This is a genomic window from Kocuria sp. CPCC 205235 (assembly GCF_040980905.1).
Lineage (GTDB): Bacteria > Actinomycetota > Actinomycetes > Actinomycetales > Micrococcaceae > Kocuria > Kocuria carniphila.
In genome coordinates, this window is sequence record NZ_JAVKPR010000021.1 from 18,212 (window position 1) to 43,325 (window position 25,114).

The 25,114-nt window shown below is 64.2% G+C and carries 25 protein-coding genes, 1 tRNA gene and 1 riboswitch; of the genes, 16 read left to right on the top strand and 10 right to left on the bottom strand.

Going from position 1 to position 25,114, the window contains the following annotated elements; genetic code table 11:
- Positions 1–18: 18 nt before the first annotated feature.
- The gene (locus RF638_RS12830) at positions 19–2,031 is read left to right on the top strand and encodes a threonine/serine exporter ThrE family protein (RefSeq protein ID WP_238663084.1); all 2,013 of its coding nucleotides are present in this window, start codon (positions 19–21) and stop codon (positions 2,029–2,031) included.
- 108 nt (positions 2,032–2,139) lie between these two features.
- Here the strand turns inward: RF638_RS12830 and RF638_RS12835 are convergent, their stop codons facing one another.
- Together RF638_RS12835 and RF638_RS12840 are read right to left on the bottom strand one after the other, a co-directional pair.
- On the bottom strand, positions 2,140–2,994 hold the full coding sequence (locus tag RF638_RS12835; RefSeq protein ID WP_095796930.1) for a siderophore-interacting protein: 855 nt from the start codon (positions 2,992–2,994) through the stop codon (positions 2,140–2,142).
- Between the two features lie 19 nt (positions 2,995–3,013).
- Positions 3,014–3,697 (bottom strand): uracil-DNA glycosylase, encoded by a 684-nt coding sequence (locus RF638_RS12840; RefSeq protein ID WP_095796929.1) that lies wholly within the window; start codon positions 3,695–3,697, stop codon positions 3,014–3,016.
- Positions 3,698–3,763: 66 nt separating this feature from the next.
- On the opposite strand from RF638_RS12840, the gene RF638_RS12845 reads away from it, so the two are divergent.
- The 5 genes from RF638_RS12845 to RF638_RS12865 all read left to right on the top strand — a co-directional run bounded on the left by RF638_RS12845 (position 3,764) and on the right by RF638_RS12865 (position 8,577).
- Positions 3,764–3,988 (top strand): DUF3263 domain-containing protein, encoded by a 225-nt coding sequence (locus tag RF638_RS12845; RefSeq protein ID WP_202976189.1) that lies wholly within the window; start codon positions 3,764–3,766, stop codon positions 3,986–3,988.
- 68 nt (positions 3,989–4,056) lie between these two features.
- Positions 4,057–4,791 carry a hypothetical protein gene (locus tag RF638_RS12850; protein ID WP_368629128.1) on the top strand — a complete coding sequence of 245 codons (735 nt, stop codon included), beginning with the start codon at positions 4,057–4,059 and terminating at the stop codon, positions 4,789–4,791.
- A gap of 279 nt (positions 4,792–5,070) precedes the next feature.
- Positions 5,071–6,702, top strand: a complete 1,632-nt coding sequence (gene groL / locus RF638_RS12855) for a chaperonin GroEL (RefSeq protein ID WP_095796927.1) — start codon at positions 5,071–5,073, stop codon at positions 6,700–6,702.
- Positions 6,703–6,830: 128 nt separating this feature from the next.
- Positions 6,831–7,535, top strand: coding sequence for an MgtC/SapB family protein (locus tag RF638_RS12860; protein WP_129700365.1), 705 nt, complete (start codon positions 6,831–6,833; stop codon positions 7,533–7,535).
- A gap of 40 nt (positions 7,536–7,575) precedes the next feature.
- Positions 7,576–8,577: an RNase H family protein gene (locus RF638_RS12865; protein WP_368630795.1), complete on the top strand. Its 1,002-nt coding sequence runs from the start codon at positions 7,576–7,578 to the stop codon at positions 8,575–8,577.
- Positions 8,578–8,583: 6 nt separating this feature from the next.
- On the opposite strand, the gene RF638_RS12870 is transcribed toward RF638_RS12865, so the two are convergent.
- From RF638_RS12870 to RF638_RS12885, 4 genes are all read right to left on the bottom strand, one after another.
- Positions 8,584–8,874 (bottom strand): WXG100 family type VII secretion target, encoded by a 291-nt coding sequence (locus RF638_RS12870; RefSeq protein ID WP_095796924.1) that lies wholly within the window; start codon positions 8,872–8,874, stop codon positions 8,584–8,586.
- 103 nt (positions 8,875–8,977) lie between these two features.
- Positions 8,978–10,450, bottom strand: a complete 1,473-nt coding sequence (locus tag RF638_RS12875; protein WP_259916436.1) for a sensor histidine kinase — start codon at positions 10,448–10,450, stop codon at positions 8,978–8,980.
- Positions 10,451–10,454: 4 nt separating this feature from the next.
- Positions 10,455–11,168, bottom strand: a complete 714-nt coding sequence (locus tag RF638_RS12880) for a response regulator transcription factor (RefSeq protein ID WP_095796922.1) — start codon at positions 11,166–11,168, stop codon at positions 10,455–10,457.
- An 85-nt stretch (positions 11,169–11,253) separates the two neighbouring features.
- Complete coding sequence (locus tag RF638_RS12885) at positions 11,254–11,511, bottom strand: hypothetical protein (protein WP_129700371.1); 258 nt, start codon at positions 11,509–11,511, stop codon at positions 11,254–11,256.
- A 150-nt stretch (positions 11,512–11,661) separates the two neighbouring features.
- Between RF638_RS12885 and RF638_RS12890 the strand changes: the two genes are divergently transcribed.
- The 3 genes from RF638_RS12890 to RF638_RS12900 all read left to right on the top strand — a co-directional run bounded on the left by RF638_RS12890 (position 11,662) and on the right by RF638_RS12900 (position 13,911).
- Positions 11,662–12,045, top strand: a complete 384-nt coding sequence (locus RF638_RS12890) for a cold-shock protein (protein ID WP_095797005.1) — start codon at positions 11,662–11,664, stop codon at positions 12,043–12,045.
- Positions 12,038–12,616 carry a DUF3027 domain-containing protein gene (locus RF638_RS12895; RefSeq protein ID WP_158222905.1) on the top strand — a complete coding sequence of 193 codons (579 nt, stop codon included), beginning with the start codon at positions 12,038–12,040 and terminating at the stop codon, positions 12,614–12,616. Before RF638_RS12890 ends, RF638_RS12895 begins: the two co-directional genes overlap by 8 nt.
- Positions 12,617–12,681: 65 nt before the next feature.
- Positions 12,682–13,911 carry an MFS transporter gene (locus RF638_RS12900; RefSeq protein ID WP_368842171.1) on the top strand — a complete coding sequence of 410 codons (1,230 nt, stop codon included), beginning with the start codon at positions 12,682–12,684 and terminating at the stop codon, positions 13,909–13,911.
- A 111-nt stretch (positions 13,912–14,022) separates the two neighbouring features.
- Here the strand turns inward: RF638_RS12900 and serC are convergent, their stop codons facing one another.
- On the bottom strand, positions 14,023–15,153 hold the full coding sequence (serC, locus tag RF638_RS12905; protein ID WP_368629131.1) for a phosphoserine transaminase: 1,131 nt from the start codon (positions 15,151–15,153) through the stop codon (positions 14,023–14,025).
- A 189-nt stretch (positions 15,154–15,342) separates the two neighbouring features.
- On the opposite strand from serC, the gene RF638_RS12910 reads away from it, so the two are divergent.
- From RF638_RS12910 to RF638_RS12925, 4 genes are all read left to right on the top strand, one after another.
- A complete protein-coding gene (locus tag RF638_RS12910; RefSeq protein WP_095796917.1) occupies positions 15,343–16,053 on the top strand; it encodes a metal-dependent transcriptional regulator in 711 nt (236 codons plus the stop codon).
- A 319-nt stretch (positions 16,054–16,372) separates the two neighbouring features.
- Positions 16,373–16,554, top strand: a riboswitch (cyclic di-AMP (ydaO/yuaA leader).
- A 5-nt stretch (positions 16,555–16,559) separates the two neighbouring features.
- Positions 16,560–17,234, top strand: coding sequence for a C40 family peptidase (locus RF638_RS12915; protein WP_095796916.1), 675 nt, complete (start codon positions 16,560–16,562; stop codon positions 17,232–17,234).
- Positions 17,235–17,472: 238 nt separating this feature from the next.
- Positions 17,473–18,558: an NlpC/P60 family protein gene (locus tag RF638_RS12920; RefSeq protein ID WP_129700375.1), complete on the top strand. Its 1,086-nt coding sequence runs from the start codon at positions 17,473–17,475 to the stop codon at positions 18,556–18,558.
- A 211-nt stretch (positions 18,559–18,769) separates the two neighbouring features.
- Positions 18,770–19,039 carry a hypothetical protein gene (locus tag RF638_RS12925; RefSeq protein WP_165189289.1) on the top strand — a complete coding sequence of 90 codons (270 nt, stop codon included), beginning with the start codon at positions 18,770–18,772 and terminating at the stop codon, positions 19,037–19,039.
- On the opposite strand, the gene RF638_RS12930 is transcribed toward RF638_RS12925, so the two are convergent.
- Positions 19,010–19,900, bottom strand: coding sequence for a DUF4031 domain-containing protein (locus RF638_RS12930; RefSeq protein ID WP_368842174.1), 891 nt, complete (start codon positions 19,898–19,900; stop codon positions 19,010–19,012). The two genes, RF638_RS12925 and RF638_RS12930, sit on opposite strands and share 30 nt — an antisense overlap.
- A 63-nt stretch (positions 19,901–19,963) precedes the next feature.
- Between RF638_RS12930 and RF638_RS12935 the strand changes: the two genes are divergently transcribed.
- Positions 19,964–20,036 (top strand) — tRNA-Arg (locus RF638_RS12935).
- 45 nt (positions 20,037–20,081) lie between these two features.
- Here the strand turns inward: RF638_RS12935 and RF638_RS12940 are convergent.
- Positions 20,082–20,777: a hypothetical protein gene (locus RF638_RS12940; RefSeq protein WP_259917075.1), complete on the bottom strand. Its 696-nt coding sequence runs from the start codon at positions 20,775–20,777 to the stop codon at positions 20,082–20,084.
- 164 nt (positions 20,778–20,941) lie between these two features.
- Between RF638_RS12940 and RF638_RS12945 the strand changes: the two genes are divergently transcribed.
- Positions 20,942–21,673 carry an integrase gene (locus RF638_RS12945; RefSeq protein ID WP_368629134.1) on the top strand — a complete coding sequence of 244 codons (732 nt, stop codon included), beginning with the start codon at positions 20,942–20,944 and terminating at the stop codon, positions 21,671–21,673.
- Positions 21,674–21,737: 64 nt separating this feature from the next.
- On the top strand, positions 21,738–24,191 hold the full coding sequence (gene pcrA, locus RF638_RS12950) for a DNA helicase PcrA (RefSeq protein WP_368842175.1): 2,454 nt from the start codon (positions 21,738–21,740) through the stop codon (positions 24,189–24,191).
- Between the two features lie 27 nt (positions 24,192–24,218).
- Here pcrA and RF638_RS12955 read toward each other — a convergent pair whose 3' ends face one another.
- A complete protein-coding gene (locus RF638_RS12955) occupies positions 24,219–24,953 on the bottom strand; it encodes a hypothetical protein (RefSeq protein WP_368842176.1) in 735 nt (244 codons plus the stop codon).
- Between the last annotated feature and the right edge of the window lie 161 nt (positions 24,954–25,114).

The window sequence follows — 25,114 nt, forward strand, 5'->3', positions numbered from 1 at the left end:
GGTTCAACGGCATTGAGCGTGACCGAGCAACTTCGGGAGCTTGCCCATCACGGGTATCCGTCCTCGGGGGCAGACCCCTGGCATGATGACCTGGGTGGTGAGCCCTTCGGCCCGGGTGGCGACACCTCACTGACGGATGCGGCTCGCCCGATCACGATGTACGGCTTCTCCCCGGTAGCCGTCAGGCCCACGGAATCTCAGGCCGCCCGTGCACAGACTCGCGCGCAGCTCGCTACGGGACTGCAGCCGGTCGTCCCGGCCGATGGTTCAGACACGGCACGAACTGGCAGTGTGTCGTCGCAGGTCGGTGCCCTGCCGGTACTCACCCCTAGCCAGATCGAGGCGGACAAGGCAGGGGCCACCCCGCGCCCTCAGGGTGCCGCGGCGACTAGGCCGGTCACCCAGATCTCTCGTCGCGGTTCGGCGCAGACCACCGCGGTGGAACGTCCCGAAACCTCCGGGATCGCCCACGAACCCGCGCCTGCCACCACGCAGGTACCCCGCGGCGCCTACCCGTCCACGCGTACGCGGGTCGCGCGGTCTTCCAAGGACAAACTCAAGTCGATGATCCGGGGCGACGCCGCTCCGACCGCACCCATGCGCGTGGTCGATCGACTCACTGCCACGCCGTTCCACAACCTCAGGCGTTTCGGGGACAGCAACGATCGGCAGGCTCGCCGGACTCTTAACTTTGCACTGCGGTTGGCCGAAACCATGTTCCACTACGGCGCCGACGCCCTGGACGTGGAGAACGCGATCGTTGCGGTGTGTGCCACCTACGGCGTGGAAAACCTCGAAGTGGACATCACCAACCAGTCGGTGACCATCAACTATGTCGCTGAGATGACCGAAACCGGCAAGCTCACGGCCGCCGGCCGGAGCACCGACGGCACGGGACAAATCACCAAGTCCCGCACCAGCCAGGACGTGCTGGACGACCCCAACACGTACAGCCACACGGTCATGCGCGTTGTGCGGTCCTGGACCGACAACTATGCCGGGCTGGCCAATTCGCATCAGCTGGTGACCCGCATCATCGAGGGCACCATGCCCCTCAAGGAAGCCGAACGGGAGCTCACCGAGATCAATTCACGGCCCAAGCCGTACCCCAAGTGGGCGGTGTGGTTGGCCACCGTGGTAGCAGCGGCCACCATCACCGTAGCCATCGGCGGTGGCGCGGCCGGAGCCTTGGTCGCGGCGGTCTCGTCGGTTCTGGTCCAGGTCGTCTCGTCGAAGCTCGGCGCCTGGCGCATCCCGGAGTTCTTCGCGCTGGCGGCCAATGCCCTGATCGTGACGCTCGCGGCCATGGGGATCTCGGCATTGGGAGTGGACCTGTCACCACCCAGAGTCATCGCGGGTGGCATCATCATGCTGCTGCCCACCACGCGCATGGTGTCCACCATGCAGGACGCCATCAACGGGTTCCCCGTGACCGCCATGGGACGACTGATGTCCACGTCCTTCGCTTTCCTCGGAATCATCGCCGGGATCGCGGTGGGTATCGCCCTCTCCGGATACTTGGGGATTCCGCGCATCGACGTGTCCCAGTCCTCGTTCACACCGCCGGATGCGTTGACCAACACGGTCTTCATGCTCATCTCCACGGCCTTGGTGGCCGTGACCATGCAGGCCAAACCGCGGCACATCTTCCCCGCGGTACTGGCAGCGTTGGCGGGGCTGTTGGTGTTCCATATCGGCGGAGATTACGGGCTGGGGGCCCGACTGGATACGGCTCTCGGCGCAACCACCACCGGGTGTGTAGCAGCCTTGCTCGCAGCGCGCTCACGTATCCCGCAGACGATCCTGGCCATCCCGGCCATGACCTACCTGTTGCCCGGGCTCTCCATCTTCCGCGGTATGTATGCCATCACCGTGGAGGTGGAGACCACGGGGGACGGTTTCACCGGCCTGATCAATGCCATGGCGTCCATCGTGATGATGGCTTCCGGTGTCGTGCTCGGAAGCTACCTGATGCGACCGTTCGTGGAGCGCATGAAGATCTTCTCGTTGCGCCGGAACCGGCGCCGCTGACGTGACTGACTCACCGGACTAACATGCCCGGGAGGGCGAGGCGTTGGCGGAGCCAGCGAGCGGGATCTAGCGGACCTACGCCCGCTGGGCCGGGCCGGCGTTCCGGGATCAGAGAATCTTGCCCACGGGCAGTTTCTTCTCCGCCTGGAAGAGGTCCTCGTTGCGTCCTGCGGCCCAGTAACCGGACAGTGATACCTGCGAGCGGTCCAGGTTGCGACGGTCGAAGAGTTCCTTGCGGGCTTCTTTCATGGCTTCGCGCTCACCGTGCACGAAAGCCTGGACCCCGGTCAGGTCCGAGGGCCACTCGGCCTGGGCGATCGCCACAACGAGGGCTCGTTCACCTGGTTGCTGACTCGAGCGGTAGACCCAGCGAATCTCGACATTCTCCGGAACGGCCACGTCATCGAGGTCATGCTGGTGTGCGGGGCCCTGCACCTCGAGGATTGCCAACCCCCGGGCGGTCTCAGGAAGAGCTTCGACGTTCGCCAGGACGGCGGGAATGGCGGCCTCGTCGCCGGCCAGCAGTGTCCAGGAAGCGTTCGGATCGGGTTCCCATTTCCCCCCGGGCCCCACGGCCACGAGGCGATCGCCCGGCTTGGCGGTGGCCGCCCACGGGCCCGCGTGACCCTCGATGCCGTGCAGGGCGACGTCGATCCACAAGGTGCCCGCGGCGGCGTCGTAGCGGCGCAGCGTCATGTGACGCGTGACGGGCAGGTCCTCGGGAGCCGCCGATTCGCGCACGGACCAATAATCCGGGAACTCGCCCGCGGGCGTCTCGGCCAGCGTGGCGTCCGAGAAGAACACGAGTTTGACGTATTTTTCAGGCGGGGTGATGTCCTGATAATCCTCATGGTTGAGGATGCTGCACACCACGCGCACCATGCCCGGGGAGAGTTCTTTGCGTTCGACCACCTCGAGATTGAGCTGAGGCTTCCGAGGTTTACGCGCGGTGCTCTTGTCCATGACCCCAGCTTAGGTGTTCCTAAGCAGGGATCGTCCAGTTGACGGGCTGGGCACCTAGTTCTTCGAGCAGCGCATTCGCACGGGAGAATGGGCGCGAGCCGAAGAATCCGCGGGACGCGGAGAGCGGCGAGGGGTGTACCGATTCCACGGTGGGCGCCCCGCCCAGCCACTGCTTGGTGTCTCGGGCGTCCCGGCCCCACAGAATTCCGACCAGGGGAGTGCCGCGCTGGGCCAGGGCCTTGATCGCGCACTCCGTGACGGTCTCCCAGCCCTTGCCACGGTGCGATGCGGGGGAACCTTCTCGCACGGACAGGGCCCTATTCAACAGCATGACCCCCTGCTCGGACCACGACGAGAGATCCCCGTGTTCGGGCGGCGACACATCCAGATCGGACTGTAGTTCCTTGTAGATGTTCTGCAGGGAACGGGGAATCGGTCGAACGTGGGGCTGTACCGAGAAGGACAGGCCCATGGCGTGCCCCGGAGTGGGGTACGGATCTTGACCGACGATGAGGACTTTCACCTCCGAGAAGGGCTCCTGGAAGGCCCGGAAAATGTTCTCGCCGCTCGGGAAGGTGCGGTGGCCTGCGGCGTGCTCGGTACGCAGGAATTCGCCCATGTTCCGAATGGTCGGCTCCACGGGTTGTAGCGCCTGTGCCCAGTCGTCGCTCATGATCTCGTTCAAGGGACGAGGGTCGGTCATGAGTGGATCTCCATTCACGGGTGGCTACGAATTACACGTATGAGATTACCGGTTAGGGTGGCTGTCATGGCTGAACCGGACGATGGGCTCGATTCCCTGGACAAGGCCATCCTGCAGCTGGAATCCGAGCACTGGAAGTATCGCGGCGCGAAAGAATCCGCGATACGGCAGCGCCTGGGCCTCAGCCCCGTGAATTACTACCAGCGCCTCAATGCACTGATCGACCGCGACGACGCCGCTCGGTTCGCTCCCATGCTGATCTCTCGTCTCCGCCGGGCGCGGCTGCGCTGACGGGTAGGAGAACTCGGAGCGGGCGTGGGATAGTAGAAGCAAACCCTGGCTGACCGGAAGCGCACATAATGAGTGAATACCCCCGCGACGAATTCGACGACGTTCCCGAGGACGGAACGCGTCAAGGTGCCCACCGAGGTCACAACCCTCAGGCTCGCACCGGTTCTCGCAAGGGATTTCTCGCCATCATCGGGGCGGGAATCCTGGCGCTGGCCGTGGGAGCCGTGGCGTTCGTGAATGCTCCGCGCACCGCTCAGGACGCCGTCGAGAACACCCCGTCACCATCGGGCAGCATCACTACAAGCACTTCCGAACCCAGCCCGTCAGAAACTTCGGACGACCCCACGAACGAACCCACAGATCCGGGGGCGCAAGTTCCAGCCGTACCCGGTGAGGGTGGCGTACCCGGCCAGGAGCCGGCCGCACCCGCGGATCCAGGCGCACCCCAGGACCCAGCTGCCCCGGTCGCACCCGAGTCACCAGCCGCTCCGGAAGCTCCCGCGCCTCCTGCACCGCCTGCACAGCCCGGTCCCGAGACCCCGGTCAATCCGGCGCCCGAGGTTCCAGGCGTTCCTCCCGAAGTACCGGGCGAAGGGGAAGCACCGGCCGGAGACCCTGCCGAGCCGGGCACCGGCGCGGCCGACTCCGAGCCCGGTGACTCCGCCGGTCAGGAACAAGCGGGCGCAGCCAACGGAGCGGACTCCTCTGATGCCGCTACCGGGAAGGCCGCCGACAACGCAGCCGAACCCGCCGTCACCTCACCGGACGCCGCGGCCGCCGCCGGGGCGTCCCAGAGTCCGTAGAAGTAGGCGTATTCGGCGTTTCAGCCCCGAATGAAACGTGAGTTCTCCTGACTCAAGACGTTTGCACTCTCCGGGGGCGAGTGCCAGTATTGACTTAGCACTCAGTTGAGTGGACTGCTAACCCCGGGTCCGGGGGAGGCCCACTCGCACGATCGAGTGAAAACCATCCATCACGGTGAGGTGCGTTTCGCACGGGTGAGGACCCGCGCGAACCATCGTCCGTCGCGGGCACCGTGATGAACAGATTTGTTTGTCAACCGTCCAGGAGGGACGCAACACATGGCAAAGATGATCGCATTTGACGAAGAGGCACGCCGCGGACTCGAGCGGGGTCTGAACACCCTCGCCGATGCCGTCAAGGTGACCCTTGGCCCGCGCGGACGCAACGTTGTTCTGGAGAAGGCCTGGGGCGCTCCCACCATCACCAACGATGGTGTGTCGATCGCCAAGGAAATCGAGCTCGAGGATCCGTACGAGAAGATCGGCGCCGAGCTCGTCAAGGAAGTTGCCAAGAAGACCGACGATATCGCCGGTGACGGTACCACCACGGCCACCGTGCTCGCACAGGCCCTGGTCAAGGAAGGCCTGCGCAACGTTGCCGCCGGTGCCGACCCGCTGTCGCTCAAGCGCGGTATCGAGAAGGCCGTTGCCGCCGTGACCGAGGAACTGCTGTCCTCGGCCAAGGAGATCGAGACCGAGGAAGAGATTGCCGCCACGGCGTCGATCTCCGCCGCTGACCCCGAGATCGGCAAGCTCATTGCTGCCGCCATGGAGAAGGTCGGCAAGGAAGGCGTCATCACGGTCGAGGAGTCCAACACCTTTGGGCTGGACCTCGAACTGACCGAAGGTATGCGCTTCGACAAGGGCTACCTGTCCGGTTACTTCGTGACCGACGCAGATCGTCAGGAAGCGGTCCTCGAGGATCCCTACATCCTGATCGTCAATTCCAAGATCTCCAACGTGAAGGACCTGGTCCCCGTCCTGGAGAAGGTCATGCAGGCCTCCAAGCCGCTGCTGATCATCGCCGAGGACGTCGAGGGCGAGGCCCTGGCCATGCTCGTGCTGAACAAGATGCGCGGGGCCGTGAAGTCCGTGGCCGTCAAGGCCCCCGGCTTCGGTGACCGTCGCAAGGCCCAGTTGGCAGACATCGCCATCCTCACCGGCGGTCAGGTCATCACCGAAGAGGTCGGCCTGTCCCTGGAGTCCGCAACTCTGGACCTGCTGGGCACCGCCCGCAAGGTGGTCGTCACCAAGGACGAGACCACCATCGTCGACGGCGCCGGCACTCAGGACGAGATCGAAGGCCGCGTGGCCCAGATCCGCGCCGAGATCGCCAACTCCGATTCGGACTACGACCGAGAGAAGCTGCAGGAGCGCCTGGCCAAGCTGGCCGGCGGTGTGGCAGTGCTCAAGGCTGGTGCCGCTACCGAGGTGGAGCTCAAGGAGCGCAAGCACCGCATCGAGGATGCCGTACGCAACGCCAAGGCAGCCGTTGAAGAGGGCATCGTCGCCGGTGGTGGCGTGGCACTCATCCAGGCCGGTCAGAAGGCCTTCGACAAGCTGCAGCTCACCGGTGACGAAGCAACTGGCGCCAACATCGTCAAGGTGGCCATCGACGCACCGCTCAAGCAGATCGCCGCGAACGCGGGCATGGAGCCCGGCGTTGTCGTGGACAAGGTGCGCGGCCTGCCCACCGGTCACGGTCTCAACGCCGCAACTGGTGAATACACCGACCTGATGGCTGCGGGCATCAACGACCCGGTCAAGGTGACCCGCTCTGCGCTGCAGAACGCGGCCTCCATCGCCGGCCTGTTCCTCACCACCGAGGCAGTCGTCGCGGACAAGCCCGAGCCCGAGGCTCCCGCCGGTGCCGGTGCGGATCCCATGGGTGGCATGGGCGGCATGATGTAAGCAGTGCCCTAGGGCACGCTTGACCGCCTCGTGCGGTTCAGCCGTCACAGAGCCCCCGGAACGCAGTTCAGCTGCGTTCCGGGGGCTCTGTCGTGCGCCTATGATCGGAGCTAGACAGGAGGTGCACCGTGTGGGAGTGGGACGAAGAATTCTGGGCCCAGGCCACGGCGGTGCTGCTCGCTTTCGGTTTGTGCACCGTTGTGGGGGTGGAACGACAGCTCAGGCGAAAATCCGCCGGAATTCGCACCCACGCACTGGTGGGCACGGGCTCGGCCATTTTCACGCTGGTTTCCGCCTATGGTTTCCATGTGCTTCCCGGAATCGAGCAGGGACCGGGAGATCCCTCGCGTATCGCGGCGCAGGTGGTTACGGGAATCGGGTTCCTTGGGGCGGGGGTCATTTTCCTGCACAAAGACGTGGTTCACGGGCTGACAACGGCCGCGAGCGTTTGGGTTGCTGCGGCAGTGGGCATGGCTTGTGGGGCCGGGCTGTTCTCCTTGGCGGTCCTCGGAACATTGATCCAGTTGTTCGTCTCCCTGGTGCTCAAACCGGTCTCCGCTTTTCTGCACAAATACCCCGGTCACCGGGCCGTTGAACTTCGCTACGAGGACGGCAAAGGGGTGCTGCGCTCCGTTCTTGCCGCGGCCACGGAATTGGATCTTGCGGTCACGGTGCTGCGCACGGATCGGATGTACACCAGTTCCGGAGCTCACGTGGTGATGGTGCTCAAGATGCTGGGGCGCACGGACGTCCACCGTGCCGTGGTCGAGTTCTCCGAGCTGCCCGGTGTGATCTCTGCAGCGGTGATGCCGGAACCGGAAGCCGACGAATAGTCAGTTACTGCCTGTCGGAATCGTTTGTAAGGATGATGGCATGACGATTATTGCTGCGGCGGACGGTTCTGCCCTGGGAAATCCCGGCCCCGCCGGTTGGGCCTGGTTCATCGACGAGACCTCCTGGCGGGCCGGTGGTTGGAACCACGGCACCAACAACATGGGTGAGCTCACCGCGGTGTTGAACCTTTTGGAGTCAACCCGCCACCTGACGGACGAACCCCTCAAGATCCTGTGCGACAGCCAGTACGTCATCAACTCGATCACCAAGTGGATGCCGGGCTGGAAAAAGAAGGGTTGGAAGAAGAAGGACGGTAAACCCGTCCTCAACGTGGACATCATGAAGGCCCTGGACCGGGAAATGGCCGGGCGCACCGTGGACTTCGAATGGGTCAAGGGCCACGCCGGGCACGAACTCAACGAAGCGGCCGATGAGCGCGCCCGCGCCATGGCATCCGCTTATCAAGCGGGCCGAGCCCCCGGAGACATGCCCGTTGGACCGGGCTACCGCGAACGTGACGGGTCCGTGCAGGAAACGCCGTCCCAACGGCCGGCCCCGGCAGCGGCCACGGTCTCGACCCTTGGTACTCAATCCCTTGAGGAACCGGACCTGTTCTCAGAACTGTGGAGCGGCAACGAGGATCCGGTACTCGAGGATTCGAGCGCACATGAACGCATCACCCGGGAGGCGGACCCCGCCAACCGCGTCCTGTCGCTCGAGACCGCCATGCTGACCCCCACAACTACCGAGGGTCGCCGCATGGAACTACTGCACGATGATTTTGAATACGTGGCCCGCGACGGCTCCGTCAACGGGGCCCAGCGCTTTGTCACGGAGCTTCAGGGAGGCGCTTACGGTGCGGATCCGGACGTGAGTCACAGCGCCTCAGTAGCCCTGGGCTCCACCGCGTACCACGTCTCCTACCGGCTCACCGACAGCTCCACCGTGACCCGGCGTAGCTCACTGTGGATCCGCGAGGACCACCACAACGAAATGGGGCCCTGGCTGCTCCGCTACCACCAGGTCACGACGGAAAGCTGACCCGAATCAGCCCGCAAACATTCGAGCGTTGGCTGCTTCGGTTTCTGCGTACTGGTTGCCCGCGGTCGTCAGAGCCTGATTGATCTGCGCCATGGCCTGTTCCATCTGGGCCTGGGCAGCTCGCCATGACCGGAAGGCTTCCTGGAAGCTGGCGGACGCGGTACCGGTCCAGGAATTCTGCAGGTCCGTGAGTGTGGAGGTCATGCCGTTGACCTCACCGGTCAGGCGTTCGATGTGGCCTTGGGCCTGTTGGGATTTGGCGGCAATGGTGTCGCTGTCGACCACGAACTGTGCCATGGCTGTCTCCTTGCTGTGGGTGTGAGCTTCCGTGAATACTCGGACACTCACACCGTAGGCAGCCGTTGGTCACGGTGGGGGTCGACAACCGCGCCCGGTGGATTCAGTCGATCACGGGAGCGTTATCCACAGGCTGACTGTGCGGGACTCGCACGGTGAAGGTCGCTCCTCCGCCGGGGGTCTCCTCGAGTTTCACGGTGCCGTCGTGCTGTTCCACGATGGCCGCCACGATGGACAGCCCCAATCCTGTACCGCCGGTTTCGCGGGTGCGAGAGGAATCGGCGCGGTAGAAGCGCTCGAAGACCCGATCGGCGTCGTCGCCGTGGATGCCGGGGCCGTGATCGCGAACCTGCAGCACGGCGTCGAACTGGGAATCGACGGTCGGTTCCAAGCCCACCGCCAGCTCAAGGGGCGTGCCGCCCGGGGTGTACCGGAGCGCGTTGGTGAGCAGGTTCGCCACGACCTGGCGCAACTTGGACTCGTCACCGTAGGTCCAGGCCTGCTCCGGTGTGCTGTCCGAGAGCCCGACCACCTGGACCACGCGATCCGGTGCGGTGGCGTGCGCGTCGGAAGCGGCATCGTAGGCGAGGTGTAAAAGATCCATGTGCTGCATGGTGGCTGCCCGGCGTTCGTCCAGACGCGCCAGCGTGAGCAGATCCTCGACCAATTGAGTCATGCGCTTGGCCTCGGACTCGATCCGGTCCATGGCTTTGCCCACGTCCTCCGGATTCTGCAGGGCACCGTGGCGGTACAGCTCCGAATAACCGCGGATGGACACCAAAGGCGTGCGCAGCTCGTGCGAGGCGTCGGCCACGAACCGACGCAACTTGGTTTCGGACCTGGTGCGGGCCTCGAACGCGTCCTCGATGTGTCCGAGCATCGTGTTGAGCGACATGGACAACTGACCGATCTCGGTCTGCGAGTTGTAACCCTCCATGCGCTGTGACAGGTCGCCCTCGGCGATCTGCGCGGCCGTGGACTCCACTTCCCGCAACGGCGCGAAGGCCCTGGTGACCAGGACCCACCCCACCGCCATGGCGGCCAGCAGCGTGGCCAGGCCAAAACTGAAGGTCAGCAGGGACACCGCAGAAATGATGGAATTGGTGCGGTCCAGAGGTTGAGCGACCACCACGGCCATGTCGTAGTGCTGAAGCTTGGCCGGCAGGACCCGCCATTTCCGTTCGGGAGCGCCGATTGCGGACACGGTGGTGGGCTGCAAGTTGTTGGCCACCACGGTGGACAGATTCATGCCGGAGAGATCCGGGGCCGGCCGGGTCGCGCTGGAATCCTGACTGTTCTCCGCCGCGGCAATCACATTGCCCTGCGCGTCCAACAGGTATCCGGAATGGGGGACCGGCGTGGCAATCGTGCCCTCGAGGCCGTCCAGGAGCGCCGTGGACACGGAACTCACGGACTGCCTCAGCTCCTGATCCGTGTTGTCGACCAGGGCGTCCCGAAGCACGGAAATGGCCACCAGCGAGGTCACGAGAATGCTGGTGGCCAGCAGCAGGCCCGTGAGGACCATGAGCTGCGAACGCAGTGAGGCGGAACGCCACCTGCGGGAAATCCGGGTCAAGAGATCAGTGGCGCTTGTCGGACGAGCGCAACAGGTATCCGACACCGCGCTTGGTGTGGATCAACGGCGCCTGTTCCGGATCGTTGTCGATCTTGCGGCGCAGGTACGAGATGTAGGACTCCACGATCGAGGCGTCACCGTTGAAGTCGTACTCCCACACGTGGTCCAGGATTTGGGCCTTGGACAGCACACGGTTCGGGTTGAGCATCAAATAACGCAGCAACTTGAACTCGGTGGGGGAGAGATCGATCTCGCGGTCGCCGCGGAAGACCTCGTGGGCGTCGTCGTCGAGGACCAGGTCGTCCACGTGGAGCCTGGAGTCCTCTTCCTCAATGGGCTGGGTGCGGCGCAACACGGCGCGGATGCGGGCGACCACCTCGTCCAGACTGAACGGCTTGGTCACATAATCATCGCCACCCACGGTCAGGCCGGTGACCTTGTCATCCGTGTCGTCCTTGGCGGTGAGGAACAGGATGGGGAAGTGACGACCAGCGGCGCGCAGCTTGCGGGTCACGGAGAATCCGTCCATGTCCGGGAGCATGACGTCAAGAACAGCCAGGTCCGGGTTCTCGGCCTCCGCCTTGAGCAGGGCGTCGCGCCCGTTGGCCGCGGTCACCACCTCGAAGCCGGCGAAGCGCAGCGACGTTGCCAGCAGCTCGAGGATGTTGGGTTCGTCGTCGACGACGAGCAGTTTGGCTTCAGGAGTCTTATCGTTCACCGTGCCAGTATCTCGGAGTTTCCTGAGCACAGACTGAAGCAATTCCTGCGGTTGTCTGGACGCGTCCGACGCCGCTCGGTCGGGTTCAGCGGCGGCGTCGCCTGAGCGCCGTGCGAGCCAGCTCGATGCACATGAGCATGAAGGCCACCGGGAAGAAGATCGCGGGGAAGATCGTGAATCCGCCCCACACGGTCTGACCCATGAGCGCCGCGATCAGAACGATCACCAATGACACCGAACTCAGTGCGGCCAGGATCAAGGCGATCATACCCAGCCCCGTGAGGCCTCCGATACGGACGGGTCGGGCGGGCTGAGGGTGTTCCGTGTGTGTGGGATCAGACATGGTCACCAAGGTACCAATTCAGCTCACGCGGTGGGTGAACAGCGGCTCGGACCACTCCGGCGAGGGGATAGACTCAAGAGTTCTTAGACGACCGTGAACGCCCCGCCCACCAGGGCCGGGAGCGAGACAAGAGAAACTGAGGTGATCCGCGTGCCCACGGGCAAAGTCAAGTGGTTCGATTCCGAGAAGGGTTTCGGCTTCCTGGCAACGGATGATGGACAGGAAGTGTTCTTACACTCTTCCGCCCTCCCGCAGGGAGTCACCACAGTTAAGCCGGGAACCCGCATGGATTTCGGCATTGCCGCCGGACGCCGCGGTGCCCAAGCCCTGTCCGCCACGATCATCAGCAAGCCGCCGTCCGTGGCTCGTAACACCCGCAAGCCGGCCGAGGAGATGGCGGTGCTGACGGAAGACCTGATCCGCCTGCTGGACGACATGTCTACCGGACTGCGCAAGGGCCGGTACCCGGACCGTGCGCACGGACACAAGATCGCCTCCATCCTGCGCACCGTGGCGGATGAGCTCGATGTCTGAGGAAACCACCACGCAGCCTGAGGGGACCGCCGAGAGTACGGATCAGCCCGCCGCGGTGGCGACCCTGCGACGTCGTGCGCCCAAACAGGACGGCACGCTCGCCCAGGCCGTCGACATCGCCCGCCAGGCGGTCGTGGATTCCGCCGGTGCGGAGAACGTGGGGGAACACCTGGGCATCGACGTGCACGAGGACCGACTGCTGACCCACCTGTTCGAATGCACCATGTCCGGGTATCCAGGATGGACCTGGTTCGCGACGGTGGCCAGGGCGCCCCGGACCAAACTGGTCACGGTGTGCGAGGTCGGGTTGTTGGCCGGCGAAAATTCTTTGCTGGCTCCCGACTGGGTTCCTTGGGAAGAACGCATGCAGGCCGTCCATGATCAGGAAGACCACGACCAGGTCGAGGAATCAGGGGGCCAGGGCGAAAACCCCGACTCTCCCTCTGCGGGCTCTGAGGCCGGGTCCACCGAGACCACTGAAGCGGACGCCACCGAAACCGGCGCCGGGCAACCTGACGAGGACGCAGCCACAGAGGCAGGGACGACCGACGAGAACGAGGCGTCATCGTAAGAGCGCCCTCGTCCGCCGGTGAAACCAACGAGCACCCCGGCCCAGCGGAAACGCCGGGGACGGGGATGTTTCGTTCTCTGAAGATCCGCAACTACCGGTTGTGGTTCACCGGTGCTCTGGTGTCCAACATCGGGACATGGATGCAGCGCACGGCGCAGTCCTGGCTGGTGTTCGATGAACTGACCGACCACGATGCAACCGCCATGGGCGTGGTCATGGCCCTGCAGTTCTTGCCGCAGCTGTTGCTGGCCCCGTACGCGGGTGTTACGGCGGACCGCTACGACCGGCGCAGGATCCTCCTGGTGACCCAGACCCTCATGGGAGTGCTGGCCGCCGGGCTGGGGCTCATGGTGCTGTTCGGAGTGGCAGATCTCGTCACCGTGTATGCGTTCGCGCTGGGCTTGGGCATTGTCGCGACGTTCGATGCGCCGGTACGACAGACCTTCGTGTCCGAAATGGTGCCGGACACCCACCTCTCCAACGCGGTGGCCCTGAATTCCACCTCATTCAACTCCGCGCGGTTGATCGGCCCGGCCGTGGCCGGTGTCCTGGTCGCAGCAATTGGTTCCGGTTGGGTCTTCCTGCTGAACACTGTGACGTTCGCGGCCATGATTGCCGCGATCCTGGCGATCAATGACAAACAATTACGGTTGATGCCCAAGACCAAGCGAGGGCGAGGTCAGATCCGCGAGGGCATGGCATACGTAGTGCACCGGCCGGATTTGGTCGCCGTGATGGCCACGATCTTCATGATCGGTACGTTCGGGATGAACTTTGCCGTATATCTCGCCGCCATGGCGGGCTCTGAATTCGGTCGCGGTTCGCAGGAGTTCGGGGTGCTCAACTCGATGCTCGCCGTCGGAACGGTGACCGGTGCGCTACTGGCGGCCAAGCGGGCGCGAGCCAGACTGCGGTTCCTGTTCGCGGGGTGCATAGCGTTCGCACTCTCGACGCTCGGTGCCGCAACCGCGCCGTCCCTGGTGATCTTCGCGCTGTGGCTCATACCGAGTGGCGTCTCGGCCATGACCATCATGACCACGGCCAACGCGTACGTGCAGTCCACCACGTCCCCCGTTATGCGCGGGCGCGTGATGAGCCTCTACATGGCCATCTTCATGGGCGGCACGCCCATCGGTGCACCCGCCGTCGGTTGGCTCACCGATACTCTGGGCGCCCGCTGGGGCATGGGGTCCGCGGTGGCCGCGGGCCTGATCGGTGCGGCAATCGGGGCGTGGTTCTTCTGGCGGTTACGCAAGGAGCAAGGGCGGTTTCGTGAAGAACCGGCGGTCGAGTAGGCGAGCGATCTGTTAAAGCCGAGCGGGCGGCGTCGTCAACTACGACGCCGCCCGCTCAGCTCTCCGGGGCCACGCACCTTGAGCAGGTGCTTTCGAGACCGGCCGGGACGATCAGGACAGGGCGTTGGCCAAGGCCCAGTCGATGCACGCGAGCAATGCCTGGACGTCGGACTGGGGCACTGAGGCGAACGTGGCGATGCGCAGCTGATTGCGCCCGAGTTTCCGATAGGGGTCCACGTCCACCACACCGTTGGCACGGAGCACGGACAGCAGGCGGGCGGTGTCCACGCTGTCGTCGAAATCAACGGTGCAGACCACGGGGGAGCGATGCTGCGGATCGGCAACGAACGGGGTCGCAGTGGGAGTGCGTTCGGCCCAGTCGTACACGAGGGACGAGGTGGCTGCGGTGTGTCCGGCGGCCCACGCCATTCCACCGTTGGCGTTGAGCCAGCGCACTTGCTCGCCGAGCATGACGAGACCCGCCAGAGCCGGAGTGTTATAGGTCTGATTCTTGCGGGAGTTCTCCACCGCCGTGGCCAGCGACAGGACATCCGGGATCCAACGGTCGGAACGCGAGAGCTCGGAAATCCGATCCAGCGCGGCGGGAGAAACGGCCGCGAACCACACACCGCCGTCGGAACCGAAGTTCTTCTGCGGAGAGAAGTAGTAGACGTCGGATTCGCTGATGTCCACGTGCATTCCACCCGCGGCGGACGTGGCATCAATGATCGTCAGCGCGTCAGGGTCGGTTCCCTGCGGCCGAGTGACATCCATGATCACGCCGGTCGATGTCTCGTTCTGGGGCCACGCGTAGACGTCGATGTCCGCCCGTGGTGCGGGGCCGGCCGGTCGCGACCCGGGGTCCGCGCGCAGGATGTCCGAAGGTTCCAGGTGCGGGGCGCGGTCGGTCACCTGGGCGAATTTGGAACCGAACTCCCCGAACGAGAGGTGCTGCGCGCGGCGTCGTACCAAGCTGAACGCGGCGCTGTCCCAAAAGGTGCTCGCGCCACCCAAGCCCAGGATGATCTCGTAGCCCTCGGGGAGTCCGAAGAACTCGGAGAGCCCTTCGCGGATCTCTCCCACGAGATTGCGCACGGGAGCCTGGCGGTGCGAGGTGCCCAGGAGATTGTGGCCCGCATCGACCAGGGCGCTGACCTGTTCCGGTCGGACGCGGGACGGGCCCGCGCCAAAGCGCCCGTCCGCGGGCAACAGGGAGGCGGGAATGACAGGCAACTCGGACACGGTGCTCCTAGCGTGGTGGATCATTGAGGCAGTTCCCATTCTGCCCCCTCCAGGTTGCGGTAGGACGCAGTGTGCTGGGGCGGGCGTACCTGTCGGAGTGGGCCGATATGCTTATCGTGAATTATTCAGGAAACCCCGAATGAGAGCGCTCCTACTCGACGCGCACCCAGATTTCTCGAAGGATGGACCATGAGCGGCGATTTAATCGACACCACCGAGATGTATTTGCGCACCGTGCTCGAACTTGAAGAAGAGGGCATTGTGCCCATGCGTGCCCGCATCGTGGAGCGTCTTCAGCATTCCGGGCCCACCGTCTCCCAGACGGTCTCCCGGATGGAGCGCGACGGACTGCTCGAGGTCCTCAAGGACCGTTCCCTGTCTTTGACGGAGGCCGGTCGGTCCAAGGCCATCGAGGTCATGCGAAAGCACCGGCTGGCCGAACGTCTGCTGGCAGACGTCGTGGGGCTGGACATGGCCTATGTCCACGAGGAAGCCTGCCGTTGGGAACACGTAATGAGTGAGCGGGTCGAGCGTCGCCTCATGGCGCTGCTGGATGAACCCCGCTACTCGCCGTACGGCACGCCGATCCCGGGGATGGACGCCATCGGCGGACCTCAGGTCGGTGCCGACCGTTTCAAGGGGATGAACCTTCTGGACGCCGCGACCCAGAACCGCTCGGCCACGTTCACCGTACGGTTGCTCCCCGAGGTCATTCAGGCGGATCAGGAGCTGATCGAGACCCTCAGCTCAGCCGGTGTGCTGAACGGGGCCCACGTCAAGGTTGCCCCCTCGGACTCCGATGATTTGCGTGTCCTGGTGACCGTGACAGACACGGGCCATAGCGTGGATCTGGACCATGTGAGCGCCAAAGCGATCCGCGTGGACCTCGAACAGAACTGAGTTTGATAACAACTTTGGGCTTGTCCCCGGATGTGTGGATCATCACGGTGTGTACTACATGTGAGCCCCGTCACATACCCGCGGTAGGTAGTGTTCTCCCACGTCAAAGGGTGTTTTCAAGGGTAAAATCACCCCCACTCCACAGCGAAACGGGGGACTGATTCTGTCGGGATTTCGACTTAATCAGGCCGCATTTATCCACGTCTGCACTCGTTTCGTGACCTGTCGTAACCAAAACGTGACAATTTCGTTATCTGTCATGTACTGTTCTTTTCGTGCCGATCGCTGGTCAGATCGGCGCTCACATGCGTACCGCCTAGTTCTGCCATCGCCTGTGATCCGTACACACAATCCGCAAGGCAGAAGCGGGGGAACCAACTTCGGGCCCGTCAAGATTTTTGGGTCCTTGGGGTTAAGTCACACCGAAGCCATTGGCTGGAGTGCGGCCGGATGTCTCCCATCCGAACCCGACAGCTCACCTCGTAGGCGCAGGGAGGAAAACCAAAATGACTTTTGTTAAGAAGAACTCTGCCCGCCACCGCGTCGAGACCAACTCGCACGCAGTCCGCAACACCTCCATCGCAGCAGCTGCTGCTGGCGTTGCAGTGGCCGGCATCGTTGCCCCGGCTCAGGCCAACAGCGGCATCGTCGAGCTGGGCAGCAACACCTCTTACGGTTACCAGTCCGTGTCCTCGCTCGATTCCTTGGGTGGCACCAGCTACTCCTGGACCACCGAGGCTCCCGCTGCCGCACAGGCACCGGCTGCTCCCGCTGCAGGCGGCGTGGCGCAGGCTTCCAGCCACACCGAGCAGGACTCGGGCGTTTCCACCCAGTCCAACTCTTCCGCAAGCGGCGTCGTCGGCACCGCGTTCCAGGGTGTTGGCCAGGGCTACGTCTACGGTGGCCCCGCCGTTCCCGGGCAGTGGGACTGCTCCTCGTTCGTGCAGTGGGTTTACTCTCAGCACGGCGTGGACCTGCCCCGCACCACGTGGGCACAGTTCGCATCGGCCACCCCCACCTCCACCCCGCAGCCGGGTGACCTGGTCTCCCAGAACGGTGGCGGCCACGTGGGTATCTACATCGGCAACGGCCAGATGATCTCCGCTCTGAATGCATCTCAGGGCACGCAGGTTCACTCCGTGAACGCTATGCAGCTGGACGGCTACTACTCCGTACGCTGATCCGCATGAGCTGGGCGGCGCTCCAATCGCCGCCCAGCTACTGCGCGTCTTGACGGGCACGTGCTCTGCCACCGCACCGTCAGTCGGGTCCCCCGATGACCCCACCTTTTCTTTGATCCGGCACCATCGTGCCCCTCCGCCCGCACCCTTGAATGATTCGCGCATGTTTCCGCGCGCTGATCTTCAGCACACTCCCGTGCCTGTGGGCGGTCTCCGAACGCGTAAGGAACCCTGACGTATGTCGCCCGAAACGAACACCCAGACTCGCGCCGGCCTCTTCGCCGGTAAGGCCCGCACCGTGGCCGCCGTTGCTGCATTCTCCGGTTTGGCTCTCGCCACCACCGTCTCCGTGCAGGCAACCCAGAACGCTTCCGACGAGACCCCCGCAGCCGTCGTGGCCGAGGCTCCCGCCGCAGAGCAGACTGTAACCGCCGAGCCGGCCGCCAAGTCCGATTCCTCCAAGGCTGAGAAGGCCGAGAAGAAGGAAGAGAAGGCAGCCCCGAAGGCTGAGGCTCCCAAGGCTGAGGCAGCTCCCGCAGTGGTCGAGGCAGTGCCCGCTTCCCAGGTTGCTCCCGCCCCCGAGGCTCCCAAGGCCGAGGTTGCTCCGGCTGCTCAGGCTCCCGCGGCTGAAGCTGCTTCCATCAAGGTTGCTCCCGCTTCCAAGAACGTGACCCCGGTTGCTCCGGCCGCCCAGGCTCCCGCTGCTCAGGCACCGGCTGCCGAGGCTCCCGTTGCTCAGGGCCGCCACGCTGCTCCGGCAAACGCTGACACCCAGGCACGCGAAGCTGCTGCAGCTCAGGAAGCCGGCGTTGCCTACCAGGCTCCCGCCGCTCCGGTTGTGACCCCCGCGTCCAACAACAACGCTCCCGCTGCTCAGGCTCCCGCCGCTCCGGCTCCGGCCGCTGAGGCTTCCAAGCCTGCTGCTCCGGCCGCACCGGCCGCACCGGCTGAGAAGCCCGCCACCGTGGCTCCGCAGTCCTCGAACGCTTCCGCCAGCGGCAAGGGCCAGGCCATCCTGAGCGCTGCTGAGGGTCAGATCGGCGTCACCCAGGACTGCACCATGCTGGTGACCAACTCCCTCAAGGCTGTTGGCATCAACCACCACGGCTGGCCCGAGAGCTACAAGTCCCTGGGCACCCAGGTGTCTGCTTCCGAGGCCAAGGCCGGTGACATCGCCTACTACGCCAACGGTGGTTCCGGCTTCGCACACGTCGCCATCTACGCCGGTGACGGCCAGGCTATCCACGGTGGTTGGAACGGCAACCAGACCGTGAAGCAGAGCGTCAACGTGGGCTCCGGCCCCGAATTCATCCGCGTGGGCTGAGTCTAGACACTCACTTATCCGCGGTAGGCACCCGTCCTTGACGGTGCCACGCCTCGAGTCGGGACCGGTTGTGTACCCGGCCCCGATGAGAAAATAGCAAAACCACACGAACCCCGCCGACCACGGGGTTCGTGTGTTTTTGCGTTACACGCATGTTTTGTGGATCACCCCGTTCACGCGGCATTCAGAGGATCGATCTAAAATGAGGACCATGCCCACCGATTACTCACGCGCAGCGCGCACGCCCCTGGATCAGGAATTCACGTACCTCGCCATCGGTATGGTCGCCGGCGCGATCCCCGGCATCATTGTGGGATTCATCGTGGCGGCCTTCGTGGGCCACGCAGCCATGTGGTTGTCGGTGTTCGGTGGCGTGGGCATCGTGGTCGGCCTGGTCGTGGCCACGCTGCTTTATCGCCGACGCCGCTCCAAGACGTCCGCGACCGTGGCGTCAGATCCGGGCGATCGCCTCAAGCGCTGAAATCTCGACGCGCACGTTACTCCGCGCGCGTTCCTCCCATAATTCCGCCCCTCGGTCGGTGTGGAAGAGCGCGGGTTTGTCGAGCAATCGCGTCAAGATCTCGGCGCGGGCCGGTGCGAACTCCGAGTCCGGAACGTGGCGGTATTCGTCACGAACGTCTCGGGCGTACTCATCGTAAGTGGCCTGATCCGCTCCGAGGATCGACAGATCCGCATCCACGAGGGTTTGCGCTTCAACATCGTCCGGAGCGGGCCGGTGGTCCACGGTCACCAGAATCAAGTCGGCTACGCGTCGGCAGCGATCCCCGTCCCAACCGGCCATGCTCAATCGGTTTCTCGCGAGATCGGCCGATTGCTGTTCGTCCGTACCGGCCTGCCCCTGGTGAACGGCATCGTGGAACCACGCTGCGGCCATCAGCTCCGGGTGCTCGCGCGGTTCCGTGAGAATCTCGATGGACTCGAGCACACGCAGGAGATGACTGAGATCGTGATAGCTGCGATGCGGCTCGCTCCACCGTTCCACGAGTTCCTCACTGAGCCAGGGTATGCCCGGGAACAAGCTGTGCCAGCGCTGGTGCAGAGCCGATGCCAACCGTTTGGGGCGGCGTCGTGCGGGCACCCGCATACCGCTGGCCACGAGGATCTTGACCAGTTCTTTACCGTCCACGGGAATGGCCCCGGCACCCATGGCGTCAGCGTGGCGGTGGGCCGGGACGTCATAGTGGTCCAGATCGAAGGCGCGCGGTGAGATCCCCAGTGTTGCGGCAAACGCGTGAAGCTCCGCGACCGAGGTGTCCGAGACCAGGTGGGAGAAGACTGTTCCGTGCGCGGGCCACCGGGGAGGGTCGATAAACAAGGTCATGGTTCCATTGTGGGGGTTCCAACTCGCGGCGGACGTTCACGCGGCATAAACTATGTTCTCGTTGCCCTCGTAGCTCAGGGGATAGAGCACGGCTCTCCTAAAGCCGGTGTCGTTGGTTCGAATCCAATCGAGGGCACGAAAAAGTCCCACCGTTGCCGGTGGGACTTTTACATGTCAAGACTCAGTCGTGGGGTTTCTGGCCGGGGAGCTTGCCCTGCGCGAAGTCGTTGAGCTTGCGGCGCACCACCATGATGTTCACGATCAAGGCCACCACGATCACTGCGGCGAGCAAGGCCCAGCGTGCGAACACGAGGCCCGAGGCCGAGGAGACCAGAGCGGTGTCGTCGGGGGAGGCCACGGCGGCTTCGAGAGCCCGGTTGCCGAGTACGAAAACCAGGGCGTACGCGAGTGCCACCAACCAGAACAGCCACTTCACGGCCCGCTTGGCGGTGTTCAGGCCGAAGAACAAGAGCAATCCCAGCGCGAAGAGGAGGGGCGCGAACAGGCCGGTGGTCGCGTGGACCCCGGTGTAATCGCCCAGTCCGGTGTCGCCGAGGGCTTGCGAGAACTGCGCAATGTACGGCTGGTCGAAGCCGCCGAACTGGAGCTCCGGAACCCCCATGCCGCCCGCGGCTCGCTCACTGAAGCCCGGCAGAACGACGGCATGGTAGTACGCCCAGATCGCGAGGCCGATCACGAGTACCGCGCCCACCACGATCGACGCCGACGACGCCTTGGCCGGCTCGGCCTTGAGCGCACCGTTGGGCATCTCGTGAACGTGTTGTCCCCTGCGGGGCGCTGGGGCTGCCGTGGCACCCGCGCGTTTCGACGAGCCCGCCGACTTTCCGTACTTCTTGGCCTTCTGCGAATTGGTCATGCCCATGACAGCCATTATCCCCGGTTCCTGGGTCCACGGGCGTTGCCGAGAGTTCGCGGACAGGTGGGTCGCGTGGGAGTAGGCTTTGTGACTACGGGTACACATCGGAAAATCGCCGGTGACACTAGGTGCCCCGCGGGCACCGCGGAAGGATGGTGACGGTTGTGGAACTTTCCATCGGCCTGCCAGACGGGTTCCTCATGCGTGTGGATCAAGGGTCCGCGCTCACGCTCTACGAGACTGATCACAGCACCGTTCGGCGGCGAATAGATTGCTCGTGCCTGGACGGAGCCAAAATCGTGGACATCGTGTGGTCCCACAAGCTCTCGGCGGTCATCGTGGCGGTTCCCTCCAGGCATCAACTGTTCCGGTGGGATGCCTACACCGACACCCTCCAGGAATACGCCGGGACCGGTGAGAAGGGTCGTCGAGACGGCCGCATCGCGCAGGCCAAGTTCGCTTCCACGGTGTCCATCACAGAATCCGGGGACGGACGGCTGTGGTTCGTCGACAAGGATTCGTCCTCGTTGCGCTATATCGAGATCGACACGGACCGACCCGACGGCGGACCCCATGTGGTTACGGTGATCGGACGTCACGGGGCAGGGTACAAGGACGGCCCCGCGGATGAAGCCCAGCTCAACCATCCCGAAGATCTCCAAGTTCTCTACGACGGTTCGATCGTGGTGGCCGATACCGGTAATCACGCGATCCGTCATCTGGACGTCAATGAGTTGGAAGTCTTCACCACGTATGGCGGGCCCGAACAGGATCCCAACGAGTTCGATGATGACGACTTCAGGTTGGAGGCACCAATTCGCGTGACCGTGGCGGACTCGCAGCTGTGGGTCGACGACGCCAACGGTCGCCACATGCTGGAGCCCAAGTACGTGTGAGCGCAATCCTCGTGTAATTCTCGATGTAATGGGTGTCTGACGGCCTGGATACACTGGGCGGACCATGGATTACCTCGCAGACAACCCTTTGCTCTCGGCCGCTTCGGTGCGTTCGTCGTCCGCGCCCGCTACACCCGCGCACCAGGGTGCTTCCACCGGGCAACTGGTGGAGGGGCTCAACGAACCGCAACGCGCTGCCGTGGAGCATGCTGGGTCGCCGCTGTTGATCGTGGCGGGCGCGGGATCAGGTAAGACTCGGGTGCTGACGCATCGGATCGCCTATCTCTTGGCCTCGGGGCGAGCCAATCGCGGTGAGATCCTGGCCATCACGTTCACCAACAAGGCCGCGGCCGAAATGCGCGAACGCATCGAGGACCTGGTGGGGGACTCCGCCCGCTCCATGTGGATCTCCACGTTCCACTCCCTCTGCGTACGGATTCTGCGCCGCGAGGCCAAGACGCTGGGCCTCACCTCCAATTTCTCGATCTACGACGCCGCCGATTCGCTGCGTTTGATCACCCAGGTCGCCAAGCAGCACGAGTTGGATCCCAAGCGCTTTGCGCCCAAGGCCATTCAGCACAAGATCTCCGCGCTCAAGAACGAGCTCGTGGACGACGAGACGTTCCTGTCCCGTGCCAACTCCACCGACCCCTTCGAAATGGCCGTTGCCGAGGTCTACCGGGGCTACATGCAACGGCTGCGGGCGGCCAACGCCCTGGACTTCGACGATCTCATCGGGGAAACGGTGCATATGTTCCGGGCTTTCCCCCAGGTCCTCGACTACTACCGTCGCCGTTTCAAGCACATCCTGGTGGACGAGTACCAGGACACCAACCACGCGCAGTACGCCCTGGTGCGTGAACTGGTGGGCGGCACCTCGGAGAACTACCGTGACGAGACCGGTTTGCCGCCGGCCGAACTCACGGTCGTGGGTGACTCCGATCAGTCCATTTACGCGTTCCGCGGCGCAGACATCCGCAACATCACGGACTTCGAACGGGACTTCCCCTCGGCCCGGACCATCCTGCTGGAACAGAACTACCGTTCCACCCAGAACATCCTGTCCGCGGCCAACTCCGTGATCTCGCAGAACTCGGGTCGCCGGGACAAGAAGCTTTGGACGGCCGAGGGCAGCGGCGCACCCATCATCGGTTACGCCGCGGAGAACGAGCACGAAGAAGCTCGTTTCATTTCCGAGGAGATCGACCGCCTCCAGGACGAAAATGGTGTGCGTCCCGGGGACGTGGCCGTCTTCTACCGCACCAACGCGCAGTCGCGCTCCCTCGAGGAGATCCTCATGCGCGTCGGACTGCCGTACAAGGTGGTCGGTGGCACGCGCTTCTACGAGCGTAAGGAAATCAAGGACGTCATCTCATATTTGCGCGCCATTGCGAACCCCGAAGACGACATCAATGTGCGGCGCGTGATCAACGAACCCAAGCGGGGCATCGGCGACCGGGCCCAAGGTGCAATTGCGGCACTTGCGGATCGAGAGAACATCAGCTTCAGTCAGGCCATGCACCGCTTGGACGAGGCGCCCGGGCTGGCCAAGCGATCCGCCAATGCCGTGGAGAAATTCGTGCAACTCATGGACGACCTCGAGGAATTGTCGCGCACCTCATCCGTGACCACTGTGCTTGAGGCCGTCCTGGAGCAATCCGGGTACTTGGAGGCGCTGCGCTCGTCCAACGATCCCCAGGATGAATCCCGCGTGGAAAACCTGGCAGAGCTCGTGGCCGTGGTCCGCGAATTCGAGAAGGACCACCCGGACGAGGGGTTGGGGGAGTTCCTCGAGCACGTGGCTCTTGTGGCGGACGCGGATCAGATCCCGCAGCAGCCCGAACCCGCGGACGGTTCGGTCAGCGCGCAGCAGATCGCCAAGGAGGTCGAGGAAGCCCGGTCACAGGGAGTCGTGACGCTGATGACCCTGCACACCGCCAAGGGACTCGAGTTCCCGGTCGTGTTCCTCACCGGCATGGAGCACGGAATCTTCCCGCACCAGCGCAGTTTCTTGGACCCCTCCAGCATGGAAGAGGAGCGCCGTTTGGCCTACGTGGGCATCACCCGCGCTCGGCAACGGCTGTACCTCACGCGCGCGGAATCCCGCTCCATGTGGGGTCAATCGCAGTTCAATCCGCCCAGTCCGTTCCTGGAGGAAATTCCGGGCGACCTGTTGGACTGGAAACGCGAAGGGTCGGCCTCCTCGGGCCTGGGATGGGGTTCACCCATCCACGCGGGCGGGGATCGGCGGGGTGCCATGAGCGGATCCTCCTGGGCGGCCGGGGCCGGATCGGGAGCGTCCTTCAAGAGGCTTGGAGCGGCGTCGGCGGGGCGAGTGCAGCCGCGCAAAGAAATCCCGGCGCTGTCCGTGGGTGACGCCGTGGAGCACACGGCATTCGGCAGAGGCTCCGTGATCTCCCTCGAAGGATCCGGGGACAAAACCGTGGCCAAGGTGCGCTTCGGCGCGGAGGAGAAGCGACTCCTGCTGCGTTACGCCCCCATCAGCAAGGTGTCCTGAGCCCGGACCGACGCACCAGCGGACCACCTAGAGGAACAGGAACACCAACGCCGTGAATACCGCGGTGGCGCGTAACGACTCTCCCGTGAGCACATGGATGATTCCCAACAAGAGCGTGCTGACCAGGGTCGCTATTGCTACGGCACCTCCCGCAGCCAGGAACATGACCACTCCGAGTGACACTCCCACCACGACTCCGCCCCAGGGAATGAAGCCGGCGGCCGGAAACGAGAAGCGGAGGCGTAACGCGCGGTGGCTGTATGCCAGGAAGCTCGCGATCAGGCACGCCCGACCCACGTGATAGACCAGCCAAGCGACCATGGGCAACCATGCAACGGGTCCGTACATCTCGTAGAGCTCGAAATAGTTCCGGACCGGCGCCATGCTCCACGAGTCCGTGACGAACACGGGCAACACGATGGCCGCGAGAACGGCGGCGACAAAACACACGAAGGTCCTGGACCACGTCCGGTGACTCAGCGGAGTGCCGAACTCGGAGGGCATCGGGTCCACGCCACGGCGGCGGGACCAAGCGACCAACAGGCGCGCGAGTGCGAGCCAGGCCAGGCCCAATCCGACCCAGAAAAGAATTTGCAACGCCAACGGGTAATACGTGGGAATGTCACCGGTGACCGTGAGTACGGAACCGTCGACCACCAGTTCCAGGCCCAGTCCGATGAAGGACATGGTGGCCAGAGCAGTCATGAACCCCCGGTCGGCAGGGCGGGCATCCCAAACATCCGCAAGTTCCACGCTTCGCATGGGCACCAGTCAATCAGTCCTGGGCGAGGAAACGGCGAATTGCAGCGCACGGAGAGCTTTGCATCTACTGAAGTGTGACGCGAGTTATCTGGCTCATCGCATTTGAGGGTGTAGCAGCGGCCTGAAGCCGCCGGCCTCGAGCAGCGATCTCGCGATGTAGT

Coding starts and splice junctions, on each gene's coding strand:
- RF638_RS12930 (WP_368842174.1), bottom strand. CDS start 19,900: ATGACCTTGTTTATCGACCCTCCCCGGTGGCCCGCGCACGGAACAGTC.
- RF638_RS12955 (WP_368842176.1), bottom strand. CDS start 24,953: ATGCGAAGCGTGGAACTTGCGGATGTTTGGGATGCCCGCCCTGCCGAC.
- RF638_RS12835 (WP_095796930.1), bottom strand. CDS start 2,994: ATGGACAAGAGCACCGCGCGTAAACCTCGGAAGCCTCAGCTCAATCTC.
- RF638_RS12895 (WP_158222905.1), top strand. CDS start 12,038: ATGTCTGAGGAAACCACCACGCAGCCTGAGGGGACCGCCGAGAGTACG.
- RF638_RS12915 (WP_095796916.1), top strand. CDS start 16,560: ATGACTTTTGTTAAGAAGAACTCTGCCCGCCACCGCGTCGAGACCAAC.
- RF638_RS12920 (WP_129700375.1), top strand. CDS start 17,473: ATGTCGCCCGAAACGAACACCCAGACTCGCGCCGGCCTCTTCGCCGGT.
- RF638_RS12865 (WP_368630795.1), top strand. CDS start 7,576: ATGACGATTATTGCTGCGGCGGACGGTTCTGCCCTGGGAAATCCCGGC.
- RF638_RS12885 (WP_129700371.1), bottom strand. CDS start 11,511: ATGTCTGATCCCACACACACGGAACACCCTCAGCCCGCCCGACCCGTC.
- RF638_RS12910 (WP_095796917.1), top strand. CDS start 15,343: ATGAGCGGCGATTTAATCGACACCACCGAGATGTATTTGCGCACCGTG.
- groL (WP_095796927.1), top strand. CDS start 5,071: ATGGCAAAGATGATCGCATTTGACGAAGAGGCACGCCGCGGACTCGAG.
- pcrA (WP_368842175.1), top strand. CDS start 21,738: ATGGATTACCTCGCAGACAACCCTTTGCTCTCGGCCGCTTCGGTGCGT.
- RF638_RS12840 (WP_095796929.1), bottom strand. CDS start 3,697: ATGACCGACCCTCGTCCCTTGAACGAGATCATGAGCGACGACTGGGCA.
- RF638_RS12850 (WP_368629128.1), top strand. CDS start 4,057: ATGAGTGAATACCCCCGCGACGAATTCGACGACGTTCCCGAGGACGGA.
- RF638_RS12845 (WP_202976189.1), top strand. CDS start 3,764: ATGGCTGAACCGGACGATGGGCTCGATTCCCTGGACAAGGCCATCCTG.
- RF638_RS12940 (WP_259917075.1), bottom strand. CDS start 20,777: ATGACCAATTCGCAGAAGGCCAAGAAGTACGGAAAGTCGGCGGGCTCG.
- RF638_RS12870 (WP_095796924.1), bottom strand. CDS start 8,874: ATGGCACAGTTCGTGGTCGACAGCGACACCATTGCCGCCAAATCCCAA.
- RF638_RS12900 (WP_368842171.1), top strand. CDS start 12,682: ATGTTTCGTTCTCTGAAGATCCGCAACTACCGGTTGTGGTTCACCGGT.
- RF638_RS12925 (WP_165189289.1), top strand. CDS start 18,770: ATGCCCACCGATTACTCACGCGCAGCGCGCACGCCCCTGGATCAGGAA.